At 43.6% G+C, this 22,130-nt stretch carries 24 protein-coding genes; 6 read left to right on the forward strand and 18 right to left on the reverse strand.

The window, feature by feature from the left end; genetic code table 11:
• Positions 1-17: 17 nt before the first annotated feature.
• The 12 genes from B9T34_RS06540 to B9T34_RS06595 all read right to left on the reverse strand — a co-directional run bounded on the left by B9T34_RS06540 (position 18) and on the right by B9T34_RS06595 (position 10,245).
• Entirely contained in the window at positions 18-854 is an 837-nt protein-coding gene (locus B9T34_RS06540) for a DUF4198 domain-containing protein (protein ID WP_086212345.1), read from the reverse strand.
• Between the two features lie 126 nt (positions 855-980).
• Positions 981-1,634 carry a tRNA-(ms[2]io[6]A)-hydroxylase gene (locus B9T34_RS06545; protein WP_086212346.1) on the reverse strand — a complete coding sequence of 218 codons (654 nt, stop codon included), beginning with the start codon at positions 1,632-1,634 and terminating at the stop codon, positions 981-983.
• Between the two features lie 20 nt (positions 1,635-1,654).
• Positions 1,655-2,380 (reverse strand): pyridoxine 5'-phosphate synthase, encoded by a 726-nt coding sequence (pdxJ, locus tag B9T34_RS06550; RefSeq protein ID WP_086212347.1) that lies wholly within the window; start codon positions 2,378-2,380, stop codon positions 1,655-1,657.
• 14 nt (positions 2,381-2,394) lie between these two features.
• The gene (gene recO / locus B9T34_RS06555; RefSeq protein ID WP_171265145.1) at positions 2,395-3,108 is read right to left on the reverse strand and encodes a DNA repair protein RecO; all 714 of its coding nucleotides are present in this window, start codon (positions 3,106-3,108) and stop codon (positions 2,395-2,397) included.
• 8 nt (positions 3,109-3,116) lie between these two features.
• The gene (locus B9T34_RS06560) at positions 3,117-3,308 is read right to left on the reverse strand and encodes an NF038104 family lipoprotein (RefSeq protein ID WP_086212349.1); all 192 of its coding nucleotides are present in this window, start codon (positions 3,306-3,308) and stop codon (positions 3,117-3,119) included.
• A gap of 33 nt (positions 3,309-3,341) precedes the next feature.
• Entirely contained in the window at positions 3,342-4,370 is a 1,029-nt protein-coding gene (gene era, locus B9T34_RS06565; protein WP_086212350.1) for a GTPase Era, read from the reverse strand.
• Entirely contained in the window at positions 4,370-5,068 is a 699-nt protein-coding gene (rnc, locus tag B9T34_RS06570) for a ribonuclease III (protein ID WP_086212351.1), read from the reverse strand. The genes era and rnc overlap by 1 nt, the downstream gene beginning before the upstream one ends.
• Complete coding sequence (locus tag B9T34_RS06575) at positions 5,040-5,411, reverse strand: DUF4845 domain-containing protein (RefSeq protein ID WP_086212352.1); 372 nt, start codon at positions 5,409-5,411, stop codon at positions 5,040-5,042. Before B9T34_RS06575 ends, rnc begins: the two co-directional genes overlap by 29 nt.
• Positions 5,412-5,431: 20 nt before the next feature.
• On the reverse strand, positions 5,432-6,259 hold the full coding sequence (gene lepB / locus B9T34_RS06580; protein WP_086212353.1) for a signal peptidase I: 828 nt from the start codon (positions 6,257-6,259) through the stop codon (positions 5,432-5,434).
• Positions 6,260-6,280: 21 nt separating this feature from the next.
• Positions 6,281-8,098, reverse strand: coding sequence for a translation elongation factor 4 (lepA, locus tag B9T34_RS06585; protein ID WP_086212354.1), 1,818 nt, complete (start codon positions 8,096-8,098; stop codon positions 6,281-6,283).
• Between the two features lie 180 nt (positions 8,099-8,278).
• Positions 8,279-8,728 (reverse strand): acyl-CoA thioesterase, encoded by a 450-nt coding sequence (locus B9T34_RS06590; RefSeq protein ID WP_086212355.1) that lies wholly within the window; start codon positions 8,726-8,728, stop codon positions 8,279-8,281.
• Between the two features lie 128 nt (positions 8,729-8,856).
• A complete protein-coding gene (locus B9T34_RS06595) occupies positions 8,857-10,245 on the reverse strand; it encodes a Do family serine endopeptidase (protein WP_086212356.1) in 1,389 nt (462 codons plus the stop codon).
• Positions 10,246-10,472: 227 nt separating this feature from the next.
• Here B9T34_RS06595 and nadB point away from each other — a divergent pair, with 227 nt between their 5' ends.
• Positions 10,473-12,134, forward strand: coding sequence for an L-aspartate oxidase (gene nadB / locus B9T34_RS06600; protein ID WP_171265136.1), 1,662 nt, complete (start codon positions 10,473-10,475; stop codon positions 12,132-12,134).
• A 77-nt stretch (positions 12,135-12,211) separates the two neighbouring features.
• On the opposite strand, the gene B9T34_RS06605 is transcribed toward nadB, so the two are convergent.
• From B9T34_RS06605 to pabC, 6 genes are all read right to left on the reverse strand, one after another.
• On the reverse strand, positions 12,212-13,081 hold the full coding sequence (locus B9T34_RS06605; protein WP_086212358.1) for a histone deacetylase: 870 nt from the start codon (positions 13,079-13,081) through the stop codon (positions 12,212-12,214).
• A gap of 2 nt (positions 13,082-13,083) precedes the next feature.
• On the reverse strand, positions 13,084-14,052 hold the full coding sequence (locus tag B9T34_RS06610; RefSeq protein ID WP_086212359.1) for a hypothetical protein: 969 nt from the start codon (positions 14,050-14,052) through the stop codon (positions 13,084-13,086).
• A 199-nt stretch (positions 14,053-14,251) separates the two neighbouring features.
• The gene (locus B9T34_RS06615; RefSeq protein WP_086212452.1) at positions 14,252-14,683 is read right to left on the reverse strand and encodes a PaaI family thioesterase; all 432 of its coding nucleotides are present in this window, start codon (positions 14,681-14,683) and stop codon (positions 14,252-14,254) included.
• 169 nt (positions 14,684-14,852) lie between these two features.
• Entirely contained in the window at positions 14,853-15,452 is a 600-nt protein-coding gene (tmk, locus tag B9T34_RS06620) for a dTMP kinase (RefSeq protein WP_086212360.1), read from the reverse strand.
• A gap of 9 nt (positions 15,453-15,461) precedes the next feature.
• A complete protein-coding gene (gene mltG / locus B9T34_RS06625; RefSeq protein WP_086212361.1) occupies positions 15,462-16,511 on the reverse strand; it encodes an endolytic transglycosylase MltG in 1,050 nt (349 codons plus the stop codon).
• 1 nt (position 16,512) lies between these two features.
• Positions 16,513-17,325 (reverse strand): aminodeoxychorismate lyase, encoded by an 813-nt coding sequence (pabC, locus tag B9T34_RS06630; RefSeq protein WP_086212453.1) that lies wholly within the window; start codon positions 17,323-17,325, stop codon positions 16,513-16,515.
• 166 nt (positions 17,326-17,491) lie between these two features.
• Here pabC and B9T34_RS06635 point away from each other — a divergent pair, with 166 nt between their 5' ends.
• From B9T34_RS06635 to cysW, 5 genes are all read left to right on the forward strand, one after another.
• A complete protein-coding gene (locus B9T34_RS06635; RefSeq protein WP_086212362.1) occupies positions 17,492-18,493 on the forward strand; it encodes a sulfate ABC transporter substrate-binding protein in 1,002 nt (333 codons plus the stop codon).
• A 186-nt stretch (positions 18,494-18,679) separates the two neighbouring features.
• On the forward strand, positions 18,680-19,693 hold the full coding sequence (locus tag B9T34_RS06640; RefSeq protein WP_086212363.1) for a sulfate ABC transporter substrate-binding protein: 1,014 nt from the start codon (positions 18,680-18,682) through the stop codon (positions 19,691-19,693).
• A gap of 26 nt (positions 19,694-19,719) precedes the next feature.
• Complete coding sequence (locus B9T34_RS06645) at positions 19,720-20,325, forward strand: RBBP9/YdeN family alpha/beta hydrolase (RefSeq protein WP_086212364.1); 606 nt, start codon at positions 19,720-19,722, stop codon at positions 20,323-20,325.
• Positions 20,326-20,412: 87 nt separating this feature from the next.
• Complete coding sequence (gene cysT / locus B9T34_RS06650) at positions 20,413-21,246, forward strand: sulfate ABC transporter permease subunit CysT (RefSeq protein ID WP_086212365.1); 834 nt, start codon at positions 20,413-20,415, stop codon at positions 21,244-21,246.
• A complete protein-coding gene (cysW, locus tag B9T34_RS06655; RefSeq protein ID WP_086212366.1) occupies positions 21,243-22,130 on the forward strand; it encodes a sulfate ABC transporter permease subunit CysW in 888 nt (295 codons plus the stop codon). Before cysT ends, cysW begins: the two co-directional genes overlap by 4 nt.

Genomic DNA, 22,130 nt, shown 5'->3' on the forward strand with positions numbered 1-22,130 from the left:
ATTTTCACTGCCTATATCTACTTGGCTGTGACATTAAAACTTAAAGTATATTTATAGCGCTTCAGCTCGTTGCCTTTATGGTTAAAAGGCTGCTGATAATCTATTTTCAGCAAATATTGCCCTTTTTCAGCCAAAGAAAAATTCAAAACACCCTGCTCATCAGTAGTCACTGTTTTAAAAACCTTAGTATCACGGCTGTAATCCGTAGTCTGAACTAAAATTTCTGCATTCAAACCTTTGATACCATGCTGATTATCCAATACTTTAAATTGAATCGGCTGATTGACCTGAATTGCATTTGGATGAGTGATAAATTGCACATCAAAACCATCATGTAGATGCGATGCAGTAGCACTTGAGATTGTGCGGCGTGAAACAAAAGTTTCTATAATTTCTTGGGCTTGCACCGTTTTAATTTTTGCATTTTTAGCCAATTGTGAACGGTAAACCACATTCGGATTCCTTGGCTTATCTGCTGCAGGCTGCCCGCCAATTAAAGCTTTCCACTCTTTATTGACTTGCGCAAAACTGCTCATGCTGCCCGGCTTTTCACCGCGAATACGATAACTACCATCTACCTTATTTTCCAAGCTATAACTGCTCAGTGTTTGCGTATTTGCCCAGTCAGTATCTTTTAATTCAATCTTCTGTCCTGCAGGTGTATGCACATGAAATTTGAAGTTTTTGATCGCAATTTCAGATACAAAAGGATTGTCATAAAAACCTGAAATAATCGCCGAATGATTATTAAATGTTTGATAACTTAAGGGCGCAATATAGGGATAATGCGCATATGCGGCAGAGGCAATCACTAAAGAACTGCTGATTAAGCTTAAATTTCGGACTAAATTCATGGTGCATCATTCATGTAAAATTTGATGAATTTTAGGAGCTCCCAATCATAATGTAAATAATTCTTATTTACTTAAGCTTAAAGGCATAAAAAAATCCCCCTGAATAGGAGGATTTTCTATCAACATTTACGCCGCTTTGACTGGCACACCGCTGTGAAAACGGAATGTATCGTCTGGACTCAAAATGAGGTCTTTTTCAACTTCACGAATCCGCTCTATACGCATTTGTATATCTTCTTTCGGATTTTTCAGTTTAGACGTCGTCGCAACATCCATCGCTAAGGCCAAATAGTCTTCATAATGGCGTGATTCCGACTTCAGCAAATAACGGTAGTAACGCCCCAGCTCATCATCAACCAGCGGTGCAAGGGCATAAAAACGCTCACACGAACGCGCTTCAACAAATGCGCCAATCACAAGAATATCCATTAATGCTTCAGGTTCAAATGTACGTACTTCTTTGCGTAAACCACCCGCATATCGGCCAGCACTAATTGCACTCCATTCCTGACCGCGCTTGGCCATTAACTCCAGCACTTGTTCATAATGCAGCATTTCTTCGCGTACCAGCTGTGCAAGCTTAATCTGCAGGTCTGAAAAAAAACTATAACGGAACATCAGGTTCATCGCCGTGCTGGCGGCTTTTTTCTCACAGTTGGCGTGATCCTGCATCAGAATATCTAAATTCTGCACAGCTTCATCCAACCATGCTTTCGGTGTTTCACAGCCTAAGAAGCTGATAACAGGCTTCATCAGCTCTGCGTAATCAAGATTTGACATATATCTAAACTAAATAAAAATTAACGTGCAGCTTTAATGGCTGCTTTCATACGCTGTACAGCTTGCTCTAAGCCTACAAATACAGCATCTGCAATAATTGAATGACCAATGTTCAATTCATGAATTTGTGGAATTTGCGCAATTGGCGCTACATTTTCAAGATTCAAGCCATGACCAGCATTGACGATTAAGCCCTTAGATGCCGCATATTCTGCACCTTTCACAATACGATCCAGCTCGTGCTGCTGCGCTTCAGGCGTTTCTGCATCTGCATAAGCGCCAGTGTGCAATTCAATCACAGGTGCTCCGCAGGCTACAGCCGCATCAATTTGCGCGATGTCCGCATCAATAAACAAAGAGACTTCACAGCCTATCGCCGCCAATGCTTGAGTCGCATTTTTAACATCTTCAAAATGCCCAACCAAATCTAAACCGCCTTCAGTGGTCACTTCTTGACGCTTTTCAGGCACAAAGCACACATGCTGCGGCTGGATTTCTTTGGCAAAGGCAACCATTTCATCTGTGACTGCCATTTCCAAATTCATATGCGTTTTTAGAACAGGACGCATGCGGCGCACATCATCATCTTGGATATGGCGGCGGTCTTCACGCAAATGCAGGGTAATACCTTCTGCACCCGCTTGTTCACAAATTTGCGCAGCCATTACAGGATCAGGGTAAGCGGTGCCACGAGCTTGTCGCAAAGTTGCTACATGGTCAATATTTACACCTAATAATGCAGCCATCATCTTTTCCTAAATTACGATTGTGTTTGAGAATTTTGTATCCACAGCTGTCGGCTTTTTAAAGGCCGGTCACCCAGCAATGAACTGATCATTTGCCGATACAGCTTAGAAAGTAATTGTAACTGTTCTGAACTAAAATCCCTACCCTTTTCATATTCGCACATGGATAGGATCTGCTGTCCATGAAGCGTAGACCGCGAAGGCTGTGCGGTTGGCAGAAATCCATCATTCAACTGAAATATATATTGCTGCTGCGGCAGAATCTCAAGCTGATTTGAATCCGTAGAGAAGTCTAATGAATAGCCTAGCTCTTCCAGCAATTCATGTTCAAATTTACGCAAAATTTGCTTTAAAAATTGATTAGGATTGTTTTGGCTGGATAAATATTGCAAATGAGCCAAAGTCTCAGCATATTGCGCATAAGCTTGCGGCATTTCCACTTCTAGAGGACAAAGCCGCAATAAAATTTCGTTTAAATAAAAGCCTGAAAAAAACGCATCGCCATAAAAGAAGATCGGCTGATTCACAATTTCTAATTTTGTAAAATTTTTGAGTTCTGATTTTCCTGATGCCTGCAGGCAAATAGGCTGATATTGCGGCGGCGGCGTCTGCCTTAAAATTCCGTCAACACGGCCATGCTCCTGTGTAAACAGGTGCACAATATGGCTTTTTTCACGGTATTTTCGGTGATGGATTAGATAACCATGCAAAATTTCATTGCGCATGATTGCTGAGTTTAATCCTGATCTTTTTTGTCTTTATTGTCGTCATCATCCCCATCGGGAATGACTGCGCCTACAACTGCAGCAGTGCCTTTTACGACACCTTTCGTTGTTTTATAAGCAACTTTGACAGGAACGGTAACGATTTTGTGAATACATCCTTGCAGAAATAAAACACATGCTGCAATTGCCAAAAACTTCATCATTACCATTCCCTCTAGTCGATACAGCTATAGCAATTAAATATCGCTATAACCTAAACTTTTTAATGCTCGCTCATCATCAGACCAGCCGCCTTTCACTTTAACCCAAAGCGTCAGCATGATTTTCTGTTCGAACATTTTTTCCATATCGACACGGGCATCCATACCGATTTTTTTCAGCTTAGCGCCCTTTTCACCAATCACAATGGCTTTTTGGCCCGGACGGTCTACAAAAATTGTGGCATCAATGTAAGTACAAGCTGCTTTTGGACGGCCAGTTTTTTCATTGATCGTCGCTTCTTCCGTTTTAAAGGATTCAATTTGAACCGTTAAATCATAAGGAAGCTCTTCACCCAATTGACGCATGATTTTTTCACGAATCACTTCTGACGCCAAGAAACGCTCAGAACGGTCAGTTAACTGCTCCAAAGAATATAGAGGCGGCTGGAATGGCAAATAATTTTCAATGGTATTGCGCAAGTGATCCAAGTTCGCACCGCGAAGTGCAGATACTGGGACGATCTCAGCAAAATTCATCAATTTTGCGCGTTCTTGAATTAACGGCAAAGCATGGTTTTTATTTTCAAGCGTATCAATTTTATTGATGACAAGAATCACTGGCATGTCAGCATTTTTCAGCTTCTCAAGCACCAACTCATCATTTTGCGTCCATTTGTCCGCATCGAGTACAAATAAAACCAGATTTACATCACGCAAAGCTGAATGCGCTGCGCGGTTCATCATTTTATTGATGGCGCGCACTTCTTTCTTGTGCATCCCTGGGGTATCGACAAATACCGCTTGAGATTTTTCACGTGAATCAATACCAACAATTTTATGACGAGTCGTCTGCGGTTTACGTGAAGTAATCGAAAGTTTTTGACCCAGAATGTGGTTCATCAACGTTGATTTACCGACATTAGGACGGCCCACAATTGCTACAAAACCGCTCTTATAATCAGAAGGAATTGTTGTGCCCTGTGAACTAAAAAATTGACTGATTAAGTCATTACTGTCGCTTTGCGACTCGTGATCAGCATCGTTGTGATCGGAATGAGTAGTCATTAAGACTTTTTCTCCAAAATTTCTAAAATATCTGCCGCTACTGCCTGTTCAGCAAAACGGCGGCTCGATCCTTCACCATATTTAACCGGCATGCCTTCTACTATACATTCCACTTTGAAATGCTGGTTCGGGGCATCACCTTGAATATCAACGACTTCATAAACCGGTAAAGGCTTTTTACGGCCTTGCAGATATTCCTGTAAACGTGATTTAGGATCTTTGAGCTGATCGGTTGGCTCAATATGATCTAAATATGGCACATACCATTTCAGAACAATAGGCTCCAGAATTTTAAGATCCTGACAATCCACATAAATTGCACCAATAATCGACTCGACGGTATCAGCAAGTATAGACTCACGATGATGACCGCCAGATTTCAGCTCACCAGTACTTAAAATTAAATTTTGGCTTAACTTTAAGTCATTGGCAATCTTGCCTAAGGCTTCCTGACGCACAAGCGTTGCACGCATGCGGGTCAAACGGCCTTCATTTTCATGCGGGTAAGCATGATAGAGATAATTGGCAATAATCATCCCTAAAAGTGAGTCGCCTAAAAACTCTAGGCGCTCATAATTGGTTTTATGGCTCACCGATCGGTGGGTCAAGGCCAGCTTCAGCAACTCTGGCTGTTTAAACTGATAACCGATACGACTGGCTAAACGTGCATCATTTAGCTTGGACTGAGCTTTGATCAAAACTTTTCTCGAACTTCAACACAATATCTATATTCAATAAGAAAGGCTTTCTTATTTCATAATCTTTTTTCACTTGCAGGCCATCGACATTCGTCACTTGGGCAACATCGGAAAATTTAAGATCCCGAACATTGTTCATTTCTAAACGCCTCCCCATCTCTTGGGAAAATTTTGCTGGGCTAATATTCTTTGGCCCATTCAGCAATTGTTCTTCAATTTGCTTATCAAGTAAACGATCATCCAAATATGGTCCCCAAACTGCAATCAAAGCTTTAGCCATAAAAGCTAAACCAATAATTGCAAATAAAATTGCAATATATGATACCCCTTGCTGATGTCGCATTTTATTTTCCTAATGATGCATTAATCAATTTTACCGTTACGGCTAAATGACGGCAATTTAAAACCTGGCTCTTTATGCATCCACTTATAGAATGCACGGCCAGTTAGATTCTCTTCAGGTACAAATCCCCAAAAACGGCTGTCAGCACTTTGATCCCGATTATCCCCCATCGCAAAGTACTGTCCTTCAGGAACCTTTACTTCCCAATATAAACCATTTTCGTTTGAATATTTACCATTATCCAAGTAATTGATGAATGGTGCTTGACGGGCAATATTCACCCCTTCCAGCTCACGCATGGTAAATGTATGCGTGCCTAAAGTTTCTTTATGGTAAATCGAAGTCGGTGTGTCTTGTACATCTTTTGCACGGCTGAATTCAACAGGCACTTTCGGCACTTTCTGGCCATTAATTGTTAGCTGCCCATGATCATATACAATATGATCGCCCGGCAAACCAACCACACGCTTAATATAGCTGATTGTCGGCTGCGGCGGATAACGGAACACAATCACGTCGCCGCGTGCTGGCTCGCTGACATCAACAATTTTTTTATTGATAATCGGCAAACGGATACCGTATTCAAACTTGTTCACCAAAATAAAATCACCAGTTTCTAAAGTAGGCACCATAGAATCCGACGGAATATTAAACGGCTCATACAGAAATGAACGCAGAATCAAGACCACAGCCAATACAGGCCAAAAGTCATACGCCCATGTAATAATGACATTTTCATTGCCCTTGCCCTTGGTTTGTCTTTGCTTCCAGACAAACTTATCCAACAGCCACACCAAAAAGAAAATCAGTGTGACTGGTACAAGGATTAAATTAAAATCAAAATCCATGAGCGCAATATCCTCTCGTTATTATCTTTCTACTTTCAACACAGCAAGGAACGCTTCTTGCGGGATTTCTACACTACCCACTTGTTTCATGCGTTTCTTACCTTCTTTTTGCTTAGACAGAAGTTTCTTCTTACGTGAAACGTCGCCGCCATAACATTTCGCCAATACGTTTTTACGCATTGCTTTTACAGTAGAGCGGGCAATGATCTGTGCACCGATTGCGGCCTGAATAGCAACATCAAACATTTGGCGCGGAATCAAATCTTTCATTTTTTCCACTAAGGCAATACCGCGGTGACGGGCATCATTACGGTGGCAAATCATGGCCAAAGCATCTACTTTGTCGCCATTAATTAACACGTCCACCTTAACCAAAGATGAAGATTCAAAACGTACAAAGTTATAATCCAGTGATGCGAAACCGCGCGAGCAAGACTTTAAGCGGTCAAAGAAATCCATCACCACTTCTGCCATTGGAATTTCAAAACTGATCGCAACTTGGTTGCCCAAGAATTTCATGTCTTTTTGCACACCGCGGCGCTCTACGCATAATGTCATGACATTACCCAAATATTCCTGAGGCACTAGAATATTACATTCTGCAATCGGTTCACGCAGGTCTTCAACTGTAGAACCATCCGGCATTTTAGATGGGCTGTCGATATACTTGGTTTCACCATTTTTCATCAGCGCTTCATAAATTACGGTTGGCGCAGAGCTGATCAAGTCTAAATCGTATTCACGCTCTAAACGCTCTTGCACAATTTCCATGTGCAGCATGCCCAAGAAGCCGCAGCGGAAACCGAAGCCTAATGCATCTGAACTTTCCGGCTCAAAGAATAAAGCTGAGTCATTAATTTGCAGCTTATGCAATGCTTCACGGAAGGGTTCAAAATCACTGGCATCAATTGGGAATAAGCCTGCATAGACCTGAGGCTTCACCTTTTTAAAACCTGGTAAAGTTGGGACGTCAGGTGTTGTAGAAAGTGTAATGGTATCACCCACTGGCGCGCCAAAAATATCCTTAATCCCTGCAATCACGAAGCCAACTTCGCCCGCTTCAAGCATACCTGTTTCTGTATGTTTAGGATTAAACACACCAACTGAGGTAATAATATGCGTCTGCCCAGTCGATTTCACCAGCATCTTGTCGCCTTTACGCACACGCCCTTCTTTGATCCGAACCAAAGAGACTACGCCAAGATAGTTATCAAACCATGAGTCAATAATCAATGCTTGCAGCGGCGCTTCGCGGTCACCTTTCGGTGCAGGAATCACATCGACCAGTGTTTCCAGTACGCTTTCAACACCTAGGCCCGTTTTAGCTGAACACGTTGGCGCATGTGTGGCTTCAATGCCTATAATTTCTTCAATCTCATGAATGACGCGCTCCGGCTCTGCTTGCGGCAAATCAATTTTATTGAGAACTGGCAGGACTTCTAAATTTTGTTCAATTGCGGTATAGCAGTTAGCAACAGATTGCGCTTCTACACCCTGAGCAGCATCCACAACCAATAATGCGCCTTCACAAGCCGCCAATGAACGTGAAACTTCATATGAGAAATCTACGTGTCCTGGGGTATCAATGAAGTTCAACTGATATTCTTGACCATTTGGGTGCGTGTAGTACAAGGTAACCGAAGCCGCTTTAATGGTAATGCCTCGTTCGCGTTCCAGCTCCATAGAGTCCAGAACCTGCGCCTGCATTTCACGGTCCTGCAAGCCGCCGCACATTTGAATAAAGCGGTCTGCTAGTGTCGATTTACCATGATCGATATGCGCAATGATCGAAAAGTTACGGATGTTGTTAATATCAACTGATTTTTTAGCTTGCGCCATGGGCTACCTTGAAAAAATAACGCGCTGTGCATGCAATAGAATATGCACAGCAAAACTGATTAGAAATTGCGGAGGATTATAGCAGATGGATTTTTTAATGTATTCATAATAATGAACTGGATTTCAGCATAAAGAGCTTGCATTCAAAACTCTGCAATTTCCCAGAACACTCATATCCCATTAATCATCATAGCTACTGAAATCAGCTGGATTTTCAGAGTCTGCAAGCGGCTGATAAGCTTGAGTAAATGTAGGTGACATACGTTTAGGGCGGCCGGTTGCAATTTCGACACAAGCCCATTGCGTGTTTCCTGCAAAAAGAATGGCTTTATCTTTTGGACGGTAAAATACGTACTGGCGGAAAGAATACAAAGCGTTAATATCATTCAGCCATGTACGTAAAATAATTTCATCCCCTTGCATAGCCGCTTTGCGGTATTGCACATGATGCTCTACCGCCACCATGGCATGCTTTAACTCCAGATATTCCTGCAGCCCTAAGCCGAGCGCCTCAATATGCGCTGTTGCCACATCCTGCATCCAGCCGACATACACCACATTGTTTACATGCCCCAGTACATCAATATGTTCTGGCTGCACAGTTAATTTCATATCAAAAATGGTGCTCATGTATCTCTGCTGTTCTATATCTTAAATATCAACACAGTCTACGGAAAAACTGCGCGCAGTAAATTGCAAAAAATTAAAAACCGCTCTTTTGAACGGTTTTTAATAGCTAAATATCGTTCTGGCAGCGTTTATTCTTCAATGCGCATACCTACAATCATAGGCTGACCTTCACGAAGAATGGTCACACGCGCCACTGTATTCTTTTTCAATTCAGCCACCGTAGCAATAAAGTCTTTACTGCTCCCAACTGATTTGCTGTTCATTTGAGTGATCACATCTCCAGGGATAATACGCGCGCGTGAAGCAATACCGCCAAGACGTACATCTTGAATCAGCACACCGCCTTTAATATCCAGCTGACGCAGTTCATTGGCATTTAAGTCACGAATCGCCACACCTAATACGGGCCCCTTGCTTTTCGGCTGCTCTGCATCTGCTTTGGCAGGTGTATCATCAGGCGCAGTTGTTAAAGTTGCTGAAATATTGCGGCGGCTGTCATCACGCAAAACCTCCAGCTGAATACTCTGACCTGGCACGGCACGGGTTAAATAATTCATGAGTTCTGAAGTGCGTGAAATGGCTGAACCATTGAATTTTAAAATCACATCACCTTGCTTAAACCCAGCTTTCGCCGCTGGAGAGCCTGCTTTCACCTCAGTAATCAATGAGCCTTCCGGTTTAGACAGCTTATAAGATTCCGCTAAATTCCGGTCAATATCCTGCAAGCCAACGCCTAAATATGCACGGGTCACTTTGCCATATTTTTTCAGCTGATCGGCTACATCCATAGCCACATCAATTGGAATAGAAAACGATAAACCCATGTAGCCGCCAGTACCGCTAAAAATTCGGGAGTTCACGCCAACCACTTCACCGCGCTGGTTAAATAAAGGGCCGCCTGAGTTGCCCGGATTTAAGGCAACGTCCGTTTGAATAAATGGAACCGAAGACTCTCCTGTCATATTTCGCATTTTCGCGCTGACAATCCCTGCTGATGCAGAATAATCAAAGCCAAATGGCGAACCAATCGCCAGCACAGGCTCACCGACTTTAAGCTGGCCCACATTGCCCGTTTTTAAATCTGGATAGCCTGAACCCGTCACTTTCAGCAATGCGACATCAGTACGCTCATCGCTGCCCACTACTTTTGCATCAATTTCACGGCGGTCATTTAAAACAATCGTGACCTTAGATGCATCTTCAACCACATGATGGTTAGTCAGCAAATAACCGTCTTTACTGATAAAAAAAGCGCTGCCGAATGCTGTTTTTTCCTGCGGCAATTGCTGCTGCGGAATAATGATCTGATTTCCGAAAAAGCGTTTTAAAATTTCCGGCACTTGCTGCTGCATCAATTCATCTTGGCTGAGCTTTTTCACCACATTGACGCTCACAACCCCGGGACTCACCTGTTCTACTAAGTTGGAAAAATCTACCGGCGCTACCGCCTGCGCCTGAACAGCGGCGGCAGTAAACACTGCTGCATATAATCCTTGTTGCATATATTGTTTTTTCATCTTAAGCATTCACTCAAATGATTGATGTTTTGAAATATGATCGGTTTTAACATAAAGCATGATGCCTAATCGTTACAATATGTTTGAATACATTCTTATAAACAGCAGCTTAATCATTCCTTAAAATTTACTGCATTATTAATTTTATTCATCAAGCAGGAGCATTTTTGCTCTTGCCTTTTGATCAAAAAAACGCTGTTATTACCAAACTTTTTTCAAATTAGCTGATGGATATGCCTAATTTAGAAACAACACATCATTTTGATGTGATTATTGTTGGAAGCGGCGGCGCAGGACTGAGTTTAGCCCTATCTTTGCCTGATCATTTCAATATTGCTGTTTTGGCAAAATCCAGCCTGACCGATGCCAGCACTTATTTTGCTCAAGGTGGTGTCGCGGCTGTATTGGATCAATCCGATTCGATTGAACAGCATATTGATGACACTATGATTGCCGGCGCGCACTTATGTGAGTGGGATGCAGTCAAGCAAACCGTTGAAGGCGGCAAACCTTCCGTCGATTTTCTACTGCAGCACGGCGTGCAATTTACGCTAGATGAACAGGAACAATTGCATTTAACCCGTGAAGGCGGCCACTCACAGCGACGCATCATTCACGCTGCAGATGCAACCGGCCGAGCGATATCAACCACACTGGTTCAGCGCGCTCAAGAAAAAGCCAACATCAGCATTTTTGAAAATTATATTGCGATTGACTTAATCACTGCACAAAAACTGAATCTAAGCGGTGACAACCGTGCACTCGGTTTATATGCGCTGAATGAAAAAACGGAGAAAGTGCATACCTTCCTTGCACCGTTTACTGCGCTGGCCTGCGGCGGTGCAATGAAAGCCTATTTATATACGTCTAACCCAGATATTGCGACAGGTGACGGCATTGCCATGGCTTACCGTGCGGGATGCCGTGTGGCCAATATGGAATTCAATCAATTCCATCCGACCTGCCTATATCATCCGCAAGCGCGTTCATTTTTAATTACTGAGGCCATGCGCGGCGAAGGAGCTTACTTACGCCTGCCAGATGGTGAGCGCTTTATGCTGCGCTTTGATGAGCGCGCCGAATTAGCGCCGCGAGACATTGTTGCGCGTGCGATTGACTATGAAATCAAACGACTGGGGATCCGCCATGTGTGGCTGGATATTACCCATAAGCCAGAAGCTTTTGTCAAAGAACATTTTCCAACTCTGTATGAGCGCTTATTGGAATTAGGCATCGACATTACCAAGGAAATGATTCCTGTCGTTCCTGCAGCGCACTATACCTGCGGCGGCGTCGTTGTTGATGAAAACAGCCAAACCGATATTGCAGGCTTATATGCCATTGGTGAAACTTCCTATACAGGCCTGCACGGCGCCAACCGGATGGCCAGCAACTCACTGCTGGAGTGTTTTGTTTATGGTATGGCTGCGGCTAAACATATTCAAGAAGGTTTAAAGCAAGACAATCCAGCACCGCAAGTTCCAGCTTGGGATGATTCTCAAGTCATGAACCCCGATGAAGACGTGGTGATTTTACAAAACTGGGATGAATTGCGCCAAACCATGTGGAACTACGTGGGGATTGTCCGCACCACCAAACGCCTGCAGCGCGCCCTGCACCGTATTGAAATGCTGAAAAGAGAAATTACCGAGTATTATCAAGATTACCAAGTCAGTAAAAACCTGATTGAACTGCGTAATTTGGTGTTGGTATCGGAAATGATCGTGCGCTGTGCCATGGAGCGTAAAGAATCCCGTGGCCTGCACTACACACTGGATTATCCAGAGCTTGGTCCTGAACTGCGTAAAACAGTGCTAACCCCGCCAGACTTTAAAGTACAGTGTCCGCTGGTTAATACTGCCGATCACTCCTCATACCCCCCAGTATGATTTAAACATCGAAGCCCTAAAAAAGCCGAAAACCTATTCGGCTTTTTTATTTACATATAGAGTCGAACTGCCTAAAGTTATAATCCATATGCGTCTATTGCCGCCTGAAAGCTGTATAAATGCAAAGGCACTAAGTCTTCTAAACGCTGATAACCGCCAGCTAGGACAAACATAGTTGGGATGCCGCTTCTTTTGGCCAGTTTAAAAACAGTTTCTTCCCGCTTATGAATCAATTCAGTAGTGAACCAAGAAGAACCAAATGGATCTCCCTGATGACAATCCATACCGGCCTGATAAATAATTAAATCTGCCCCCCAAGCCTGCGCCTGCTGAAAGCCCTCGTGGATAGCCAAAGTATATTGCGCGAAGCTGCCATTATCTTTATGAATATGCCGAGTTAAAGAACGCGGATACGTTGGGCAACCATGCGCCAATCCATAAATACTAAAATTAAATAGATTTTCTAAACGCAAGCTAAAATCAGCTGTGCCATCTCCGCCATGCTGATCGCAATCTAAGATAAAGATTTTTTTATCAGGGAATTGCTGTGCTATCAGTGCCAAACCATTAAAAGTGCAATAGCCGCCGCCAAACTCATACTGCGCATGATGAAAACCTTGCGCAATATTTGCAGAAATCCCCTTTTGCCAAGCCAATTCAGCGGCCATAAGCTGGCCTGCATTAATGCGCAGCACAGCATCTCTCAATTGCTTATTCCATTGTTTAAAGCCAGAAACAGTCGCGAGTTTTTTAGGCTGGCCTGTATAAAATGCATCGGCATATTCAGGTGAATGCAATTTTCTAAGCAGTTCAATATCTAAAATTTCAGGTTCATGGAACTTGATATTGCTCCATGAGTTTAAGGCATCTGCAACACCCTGAAGCTTTTCCATACTGTTGGTATGGGTCCGAGCAAAATAGCGCGGCGAATAACAGACATCTAGCATTCTTAGCCCACCTGTGAAAGCGCCACATTTTTCAATTGATTCAATTCTGTCGTTCCCGGACTATACAAGCCGTTATTCACTTGCTGTTCAAAGTGAGTGCTAAAGGCCCGCTTGCGGTTTTCCGGTGATACAGCCAGCGTGGTTAAGCGCAAAAACCAAAAGCCATTAATGGCGGAATGATGCATCACATAACCCTTAAATTCTTTATTCGGGCGTTTATCTGCAATCTGATCAATCTCGTAATCGACTGAAAATAAAGACCCCGCAGGCAACCGCACACCATTCATAATTAAAGGCTGCAGACTGATGCAAGAATGGTTGTCGCCCATATTCATTTTCTCCATCAGCAGCGGCTGCTGCTGATCATCAACAAAAACATTGATCTCCCCCTGACGCAGTAAATAACGGTGCGCAATTTTCAGAAAAAAATCTTCCGCCATTGGGCAAGAACCGACTTTAGGCTTCTCGGTTAATGGATGCAGCTCCACAAGGCCAGTTTCAGCCGCAGTTTTAGGCAGAACGACATCTTCCAATACTTGGCAAATCAGCTGGCTTTCTTCAAGCATTGCTTTTTGTTTTACTTCACGCAAGTCATGAAAACGCGCACTTTCTGCAGCAAGGCTTTGTCTATAATCTGACGCTTCACCGGATGCCAAAAACTGCTGCACAGCGGCTTGCTGATCCAAATTGTGCCAGTCCTGAACCTGCAGCGCATAACTATTGCTTAAATCTAAAATTCTGCGCAGATTTTTAGTATCCCATGCATCAAATAGTTTTAAATCTGAAAAATCATCTGCATTTCGCGGTGTATTTACATACTCTGCCAGTACCCGCGTTGCTTGCGTATAGCCGCAGCCTCGTCTTTCACTTTGATGTGAATAGTGTTCGTTCAGCATTTCACTGAGTTTTTTGGATAAAGGATGCACATACGTTTTAAATAAACGGATGACTTCGTGATTGTTTTCGATCATACACTCCCCCCCTATGTGTATTGGTTTTATTATATTTTTTTTATTATTTTAGGTAATCGGCAATTTGCATCAAAAATGACTGAGATGCAAATTTACTGTCAAAAATACCGCGAAAATTGACTGCAATACAGCTATAAATTTGATGAAGCACAGCACTGAACTGATTTACCGCACGGATGGCTTAGCAAACTGCTCAAAATTAAACCTGCTTCGTGCGCTGTGGCGGTACAGAATACGTTCCTGTTACATGCGCAACAGGTTCATCTTGCTGATGTTCTGAATAAATCCATACCTCACCGACAATCAGCGCTTTGCCGACTTTCATCAGCTTGCATACACCGTACAGACTTTCTCCTCCAGCAGGTTTACGCAAAAAATTAATATTCATATTGGTGGTAACAGCCAATCCGACCAAACCAATTTCCCCCATAATGGCAACATACATCGCCAGATCAGCCAATGCCATCATGGTCGGCCCAGATACTGTACCGCCAGGCCTCAAATCATCTTCAGCCACGTGCCAAATCAGCGTAGCACCTTTATTGCCTACATCTTGAATCGTACATTTTGCCAAACTCGGCGGGAAAAATTTTTCTAAATATTCAACAATGTCCTGCTTTGCACTGGGCATAAAAAAATCATCCATAACATAGGCTATGAATGATTTTTAAATCAGTCTGATCTTTTAATCCAGTCTTATTTGAAAATCTTTAAGCGCTGAAAATATCCATGATCTCTCTGAACACTATGCACTTTTACAAAAGGCTTTCAATAAAATTAAAATCCTTATGTATCGAAGTTTATTTCAAATATGTCAAAGCCTGCTCAAACACCTGATCAGGCAATTGAGCTGCATCTAAACGCTTCAATCGCTCAGGATAACGAGCTGCCAATGTCGCATAGCCGCCTCGCACTTTCTCAAAGAAAGTAACTTTCTCTTGTTCAAAGCGGTCTAGCGCGCCGCGTGCACGGGCGCGGTCCATCCCCAGCTCAATCGGCGCATCTAGCCAAAAAGTGATGTCTGGCATACGGCAGACAAAGTTATCATTCAACAGCAGCAGTTTTTCTTCACTTAAGCCGCGTCCAGCGCACTGATAAGCGAAACTGGCATCACTGAAACGGTCACACAGTACAATTTTTCCCGCATTTAATGCAGGCAAAATCACCTGATCCAAATGCTGTGCACGTGCTGCATACATCAGCAAAAGCTCAGTATCATTGCACATTTTCTCTTCGTGATTGACAGCCAGCAGCAATGAGCGGATATGTTCCGCTATAGGCGTGCCGCCCGGTTCACGAGTTAAAACAACGTCTTTGCCTTGGCTGAGAAAATAATCATAAATTTTGCGGATGAGCGTGGTTTTTCCAACCCCTTCAGTGCCTTCAAAACTGATAAACATGCTCACTCCTTAATTTTTTGCACGAATGACCGCAAGATATTCTTGTACGGCGCGGTTGTGGTCCTGCAGATTCGCAGTAAATTTATGTCCGCCATTTCCTGTCGCAACAAAGTAAATATTGTTGGAACTGTCTGGATGCATCGCGGCCTCTATAGCTTTTTTACTCGGCAATGCAATCGGTGTTGGCGGCAAAGCACTGATGGTATACGTATTATACGGCGTTGGTGTACGCAAATCCTGTCGTGTGATATTGCCTGTATATTTATCGCCCATACCGTAAATGACGGTTGGATCGGTCTGCAAGCGCATGCCCTGCTGCAGGCGGCGCACAAACACACCTGACACCTGTTCCAATTCGCTGTCTACGCTGGTTTCTTTTTCGACTATTGAGGCCATAATCAGCGCCTCATATTTATCTTTATACGGCAAATTTGGCGCGCGCTTTTCCCAAGCCTGATCCAAGGCTTTCATTTGGCGGCTATATAAATCTTTTAAAATTTTCTTATCCGACTCGCCTTTGGCAAAGAAATAAGTATCTGGCGCAAACAAGCCTTCAGGATGGCTAAATGGTATATCCAGCGCCTGCAAGATTTGTGAATACGGCAAATTGCTCACATCATGCGTCACCAGTGGATCATTTTTTAATGCGTCGATCAGCTGTTTAAATGTCGTACCTTCAATCACCAAAATGCGGTTCATCTGCGCATTGTCGATATTGGAAATCATCACCATCACTTCACGGATACTCATGCCTTGACGCACTTCATACACGCCCGCTTTTAAGGTGTCATGAATCATCAGCTTTTGATACAGCTTCAGCACGATTGGAAAACTGGCTTTATCTTCTTTAACCAAGCGGTCTATAAAGCCTGAATAGGTATCGCCCTGCCCAATCGCCAGCATTTGCTTCTTGCCTTCAACTGGATAAGCTTTAAATAAGCTAGACCATAAGATAGTGCAAATCAGCACAGCAAAAATCACTGCCGTGAGCAAAATTATCTTCGGCTTTTTAGATGGCTGCATTTTTTTCTTTTTAGATTTAGGCTTGGCTGATGACATATTAGCGGATCTGATTCAATTGAAGTTGGTGGAACAGTTCAGTACAGGCCTGAACATCTAAAGGCGCGCCATTCAGGCTTGATGCGATTCTCATTGCATTTAAAGCATTGCAGAAAAATACACTTTGTATTTGAGGAATTTCATCCATATCTACTGCGCGCTGCGTGCATGCTATGCCCTGCGAATGCATACGCGATAAAATTTCTGCGCGCATAACGCCATGCACACCATTATAGCGAAGTTCAGGCGTAATCCATGTATGGTTTATTCGAATAAAACAATTACTGCTCACGCCTTCAACAATCATGCCTTGTACATCCAGCACCAAGGCTTCCGCCCAGCCTTTTTGATCGGCCTCATGTTTTAGCAGCACTTGCTCTAAACGGTTCAGTGATTTCAAACCTGCAAGATTAGGCATACTCAGGCCAATGACCTGCTCCAGCACGCCGCTATGCAGCGTTTCGTAATGAAAGTCTGCAACTTCTTTTGGATAATAAAAGACCCATACATCAGCAGGATGGTCCGGCAAGCTGTATCCGCGCTGCCCTTCACCGCGGCTTAGAATAATTTTTAGCGTTCCAGATGCCTGTGCATCCGCCTGTCGGATTTTATTCAGGCTTTGTTCAATTAGATTTAAATCGGCTTTCAGCAGTAAACGCTCATTGGCATTCTGCAAGCGCGCCATATGCAGCTCATGCAGTTCAATCGCCCCATGACGCAGCCGCGCCGTCGTGAAACAGCCATCGCCATAATGAAATGCACGGTCTAGAACTGAAACTTCATCAACTTCCTGCGCATTTTTAAAAAACGGCATAACAATCATCCTGCAAACGATGGCTTAGTTTAAGAAGACTGCTCAAAAATTAATAGCTTTTTTATTCATATCAAATTCGTTTCTTATTATTTTTTATACAAAAAACTTCCCGTTATTCTTCGCTTAATGAGCAAACATCAACAAATCAAAATCAAGGATATTAAAAATGCGTTCATTAAAAATCGGGGTTTTAGCAGCAGTAATTTCAGCCACTTCATTCACCGCACTGGCGAAAGACTTCTTGAATGTGTCCTACGACCCAACCCGTGAGCTATATGACAATTTCAATAAAGAATTCAGCGCGTACTGGAAAAAAAGCACAGGCCAAGATATCAACTTTAAACAGTCGCATGGCGGTTCAGGCAAGCAGGCTCGTGCCGTCATCGATGGCTTAGACGCTGATGTGGTCACATTAGCCTTGGCGGCGGATATTGATGAAATTGCGGAACGCGGCCTACTGCCGAAAGACTGGCAAAAGAAATTTCCGCAAAACTCCACACCGTATACATCAACCATTGTGTTCTTAGTGCGTAAAGGTAACCCGAAAGGCATTAAAGACTGGGGCGATTTAATCAAGCCGGGCGTAGAAATTATTACGCCAAACCCTAAAACATCGGGCGGCGCACGCTGGAACTATTTAGCGGCTTGGGCTTGGGCAAAACATCAGACAAACGGCAATGACGCCAAAGCGCAAGAATTTGTCCGTCAAATTTACAAGCAAACCAAAGTCCTCGATTCTGGCGCACGCGGTGCAACCACGACCTTTGCAGAACGCGGCATTGGCGACGTATTGCTGGCTTGGGAAAATGAAGCGTTTCTGGCAGTTCGCGAACAGCCGGGCAAGTTTGAAATTATCACACCATCTTTGTCTATATTGGCAGAGCCGCCTGTTGCAGTGGTCGAAAAAAATGCCAAAAGCAACGGCAATGAAAATATCTCCAAAGCCTATTTAAACTATCTGTATTCACCTGCGGGCCAAACCGTTGCTGCTAACAATTTCTACCGCCCGCGAAATGCTGCTGTAGCTGCTAAATATAAATCCATTTTCAAACCGCTGAAATTAGTCACCATTGATAAAGAGTTTGGCGGCTGGAGCAAAGTTCAGGGCAAACATTTTGACAATAATGGTGTGTTTGATCAGATCGTAAAAACCAACAGCACTAAATAAGCGCTTACAAAGCATCAAATAGAATAAATGTATCGGCTATAACGCTATAGCCGATACAGCAAGGCCTCAGAAAACCAGCTTATCTTATTTATTCATATAAAATTCGTTTTTAATTATTTTTTATGCATAAAGAATGGCGATATTCTACATTCAAGTTACAAAACATTGAAAAATTTTGAGGTTCTTATGAGCATTTCAACAAAATTGAAACTGGGCGTTTTAGCCGCAGTCGTTTCTACACTGTCATTCAGCGCAGCAGCGAAAGACTTTTTAAATGTCTCATATGATCCAACCCGTGAATTGTATGAAAACGTAAATAAAGATTTCGGCAAATACTGGGAAAGCCGTACAGGGCAAAAAATTAATTTCAAACAGTCTCATGGCGGTTCAGGCAAACAAGCCCGTTCTGTCATTGATGGCTTAGATGCCGATGTCGTGACTTTGGCGCTTGCGGCAGATATTGACGTGATCGCGCAAAAAGCGAAATTGCTTCCTGCAGACTGGCAAAAGAAACTGCCGAATAACTCAACCCCTTACACCTCTACTATTGTGTTCTTAGTGCGTAAAGGCAACCCGAAAGGCATTAAAGACTGGGGAGATCTGGTAAAACCGGGCGTTGGCATTATCACGCCAAATCCAAAAACATCTGGCGGCGCACGCTGGAACTATTTAGCGGCTTGGGCTTGGGCAAAACACCAAGCGGGCGGCAACGATGCTAAAGCGCAAGAATTTGTCCGTAAAATTTATAAAAATACCAAAGTCTTAGATTCTGGTGCACGTGGCGCAACCACTACTTTTGCTGAACGCGGCATTGGCGATGTATTGCTGGCTTGGGAAAATGAAGCGCACTTGGCTGTTCGTGAACAGCCGGGCAAGTTTGAAATCATTACGCCATCATTGTCAATTTTGGCTGAACCGCCAGTCGCAGTTGTAGAAAAAAATGCAGAGAAAAAAGGCAATCTCCACTTAGCCAAAGGCTATTTAAACTTCCTGTATTCGCCACGCGGCCAGCAAATTGCAGCGCAAAACTTTTACCGTCCGCGTGACGCAAAAACACTGGCGCAATACAGCAAAAATTTCCAGCCTTTAAAATTAGTGACCATCGATCAGGAATTTGGCGGCTGGGATAAAGTTCAAAAAGCGCACTTTGAAAACGGCGGCGTATTTGACCAAATCGTAAAAGCCAACAGCGGAAAATAACTGCGCGATAAGACAGGAGCATCGACATGACTCATACCGTAATTGTTCCAGGTGTAGGCGGCAGTGAACACAAGCACTGGCAGTCTTGGCTGCAGCGCCAGCTCATGTCATGTTCCCGTGTTCATCAGCACGATTGGAATCTGCCCGTATTAAAAGAATGGATTGCACAGTTTGTCAAAACTGTCGCGCCAATTCAGGATGATCTCCAAATTGTGGCGCACAGCTTTGGCTGTCTGACCACGGTAGCAGCGCTGGCGCAGCATCCAGAACTCAATCAAAAAGTTAAAAAATTGATTCTGGTTGCCCCTGCCAATCCTGCGCGTTTTGGAGACGCCGGCTTTGCCCGCAACAGCCAAAATGATTATGCCGATTATTTTCATCAGCTGAAAATTAATGTTTCAGCCACCATGATCATCAGTGAAAATGATCCTTGGCTGGCTTTTGAAGATGCACAGCGTTTGGCAAAATCATGGAAGCTGAAACCCGTTAATGCCGGTCAGGCAGGCCATATCAATGTGGCATCAGGCTATGGTCCTTTTCCTGAGATTTATCATTATTTAATTTCAGAAAAGCCAGCACCTCATATACCATTGGCGGCTGAACAAAAGCTTTTATTTAAATTTGCAATTTAATCCCTGCAAATTCAGCTGGAAGCAAAACTAAAATTTTTACCTTTAACTGACTGCATTCAGTCCGTATTCTCTCTTTGAGGAGTCATCATGTCGCAGCGATCCCGAGTGCTGCCAGGATTTGGTCTATCTCTGGGCTTTACCCTAGCGTATTTGTCACTTATCGTGCTCATTCCATTATCAGCGGTTTTTATTAAATCGATTGGTATTGGCTGGGACGGTTTGTGGGAAATTTTAAGTTCAGAACGTATTTTAAAATCTTTGCAATTAAGTTTCAGCGCCGCCATTATTGCCGCGCTGGTCAATGTGGTTTTTGGCTTATTGCTGGCGTGGTGCCTTGTGCGCTATAGCTTTCCAGGCAAACGTATCGTCGATGCTTTGGTCGATTTGCCTTTTGCCCTCCCTACAGCAGTTGCTGGTATTGCGTTAACTTCGCTGTATGCGCCAACTGGCTGGATTGGCCAGTATTTAGAACCCATCGGCATTAAAGTGGCCTATACCCCGATTGGTATTACACTGGCCCTTATTTTTATCGGTATCCCATTTGTGGTGCGTACCGTACAGCCTGTACTCAGTGATTTAGAAACTGAACTGGAAGAAGCTGCATCCGCTCTTGGCGCAAACCGTTTTCAAATTATCACCAAAGTCATTCTGCCTATTTTGTTCCCTGCGCTCATTACTGGCTTTGCTTTGGCATTTGCCCGCGGTGTCGGTGAGTATGGATCGGTCATCTTTATTGCCGGCAATCAGCCTTTTGAAACTGAAATTGCGCCGCTGATGATTATTTCCCGTTTGGAAGAATATGATTATGCAGGCGCGACAACCATTGCCGTAGTGATGCTGGTCATTTCCTTTGCCATTTTGTTTGTTATTAACTTAATTCAAGCTTGGGCCAGCCGCCGCACTGGGAGAACAGCACGATGAACATCAACAGCAATGCTTTAGCTGAAAAATTGCAGTCCCGCGATGCCACCCGTGAACCGACTTGGGTGCGCCGCCTGCTGATTACTATTGCGATGATTTTCTTTATCAGCTGCTTAATGCTGCCGTTAATCCTCGTATTTGTTGAGGCCTTCAAACAAGGTGTTGGTGTTTATTTCCAAGCTCTGGTTCATCCAGATACTTTATCTGCAGTAAAACTGACCTTGCTGACCGCAGTAATTGCTGTACCGCTAAACGTGGTCTTTGGTGTAGCCGCAGCATGGTGTGTAGCGAAATTTAATTTCCGCGGCAAATCCATTTTAACCACCATTATTGATATGCCTTTTTCGGTATCTCCAGTCATTGCAGGTTTAATGCTTGTTCTGATCTTTGGTACACAAGGCTGGTTTGGCGGCTGGTTAATGGATCATGATATTAAGATTCTATATGCTGTACCTGCCATTGTTTTAGCCACTGTCTTTATTACTGTACCTTTTGTGGCCCGTGAGCTGATTCCATTAATGGAAGCGCAAGGCACAGAGGAAGAAGAAGCTGCGATTGTACTCGGTGCAAACGGCTGGCAGACATTTTGGAAAGTGACCCTGCCGAATATCAAATGGGGCTTAATTTACGGCGTAATTCTGTGTAATGCGCGCGCTATGGGTGAATTCGGTGCGGTATCTGTGGTTTCAGGCCATATCCGCGGCGAAACCAATACCCTGCCGCTGCACGTCGAAATTCTCTATAACGAATATACCTTCAGCGCAGCCTTTGCCGTTTCATCACTCTTGGCTTTACTGGCGATTGTCACCTTGATCTTAAAATCATGGGTTGAAATCCGCCAAGAGAAACAAGACAAACGCAATGAAGATACAACAGCTTCTTAA

The sequence above is a fragment of the Acinetobacter sp. ANC 3813 genome, from assembly GCF_002135435.1.
Classification (GTDB): Bacteria; Pseudomonadota; Gammaproteobacteria; order Pseudomonadales; family Moraxellaceae; genus Acinetobacter.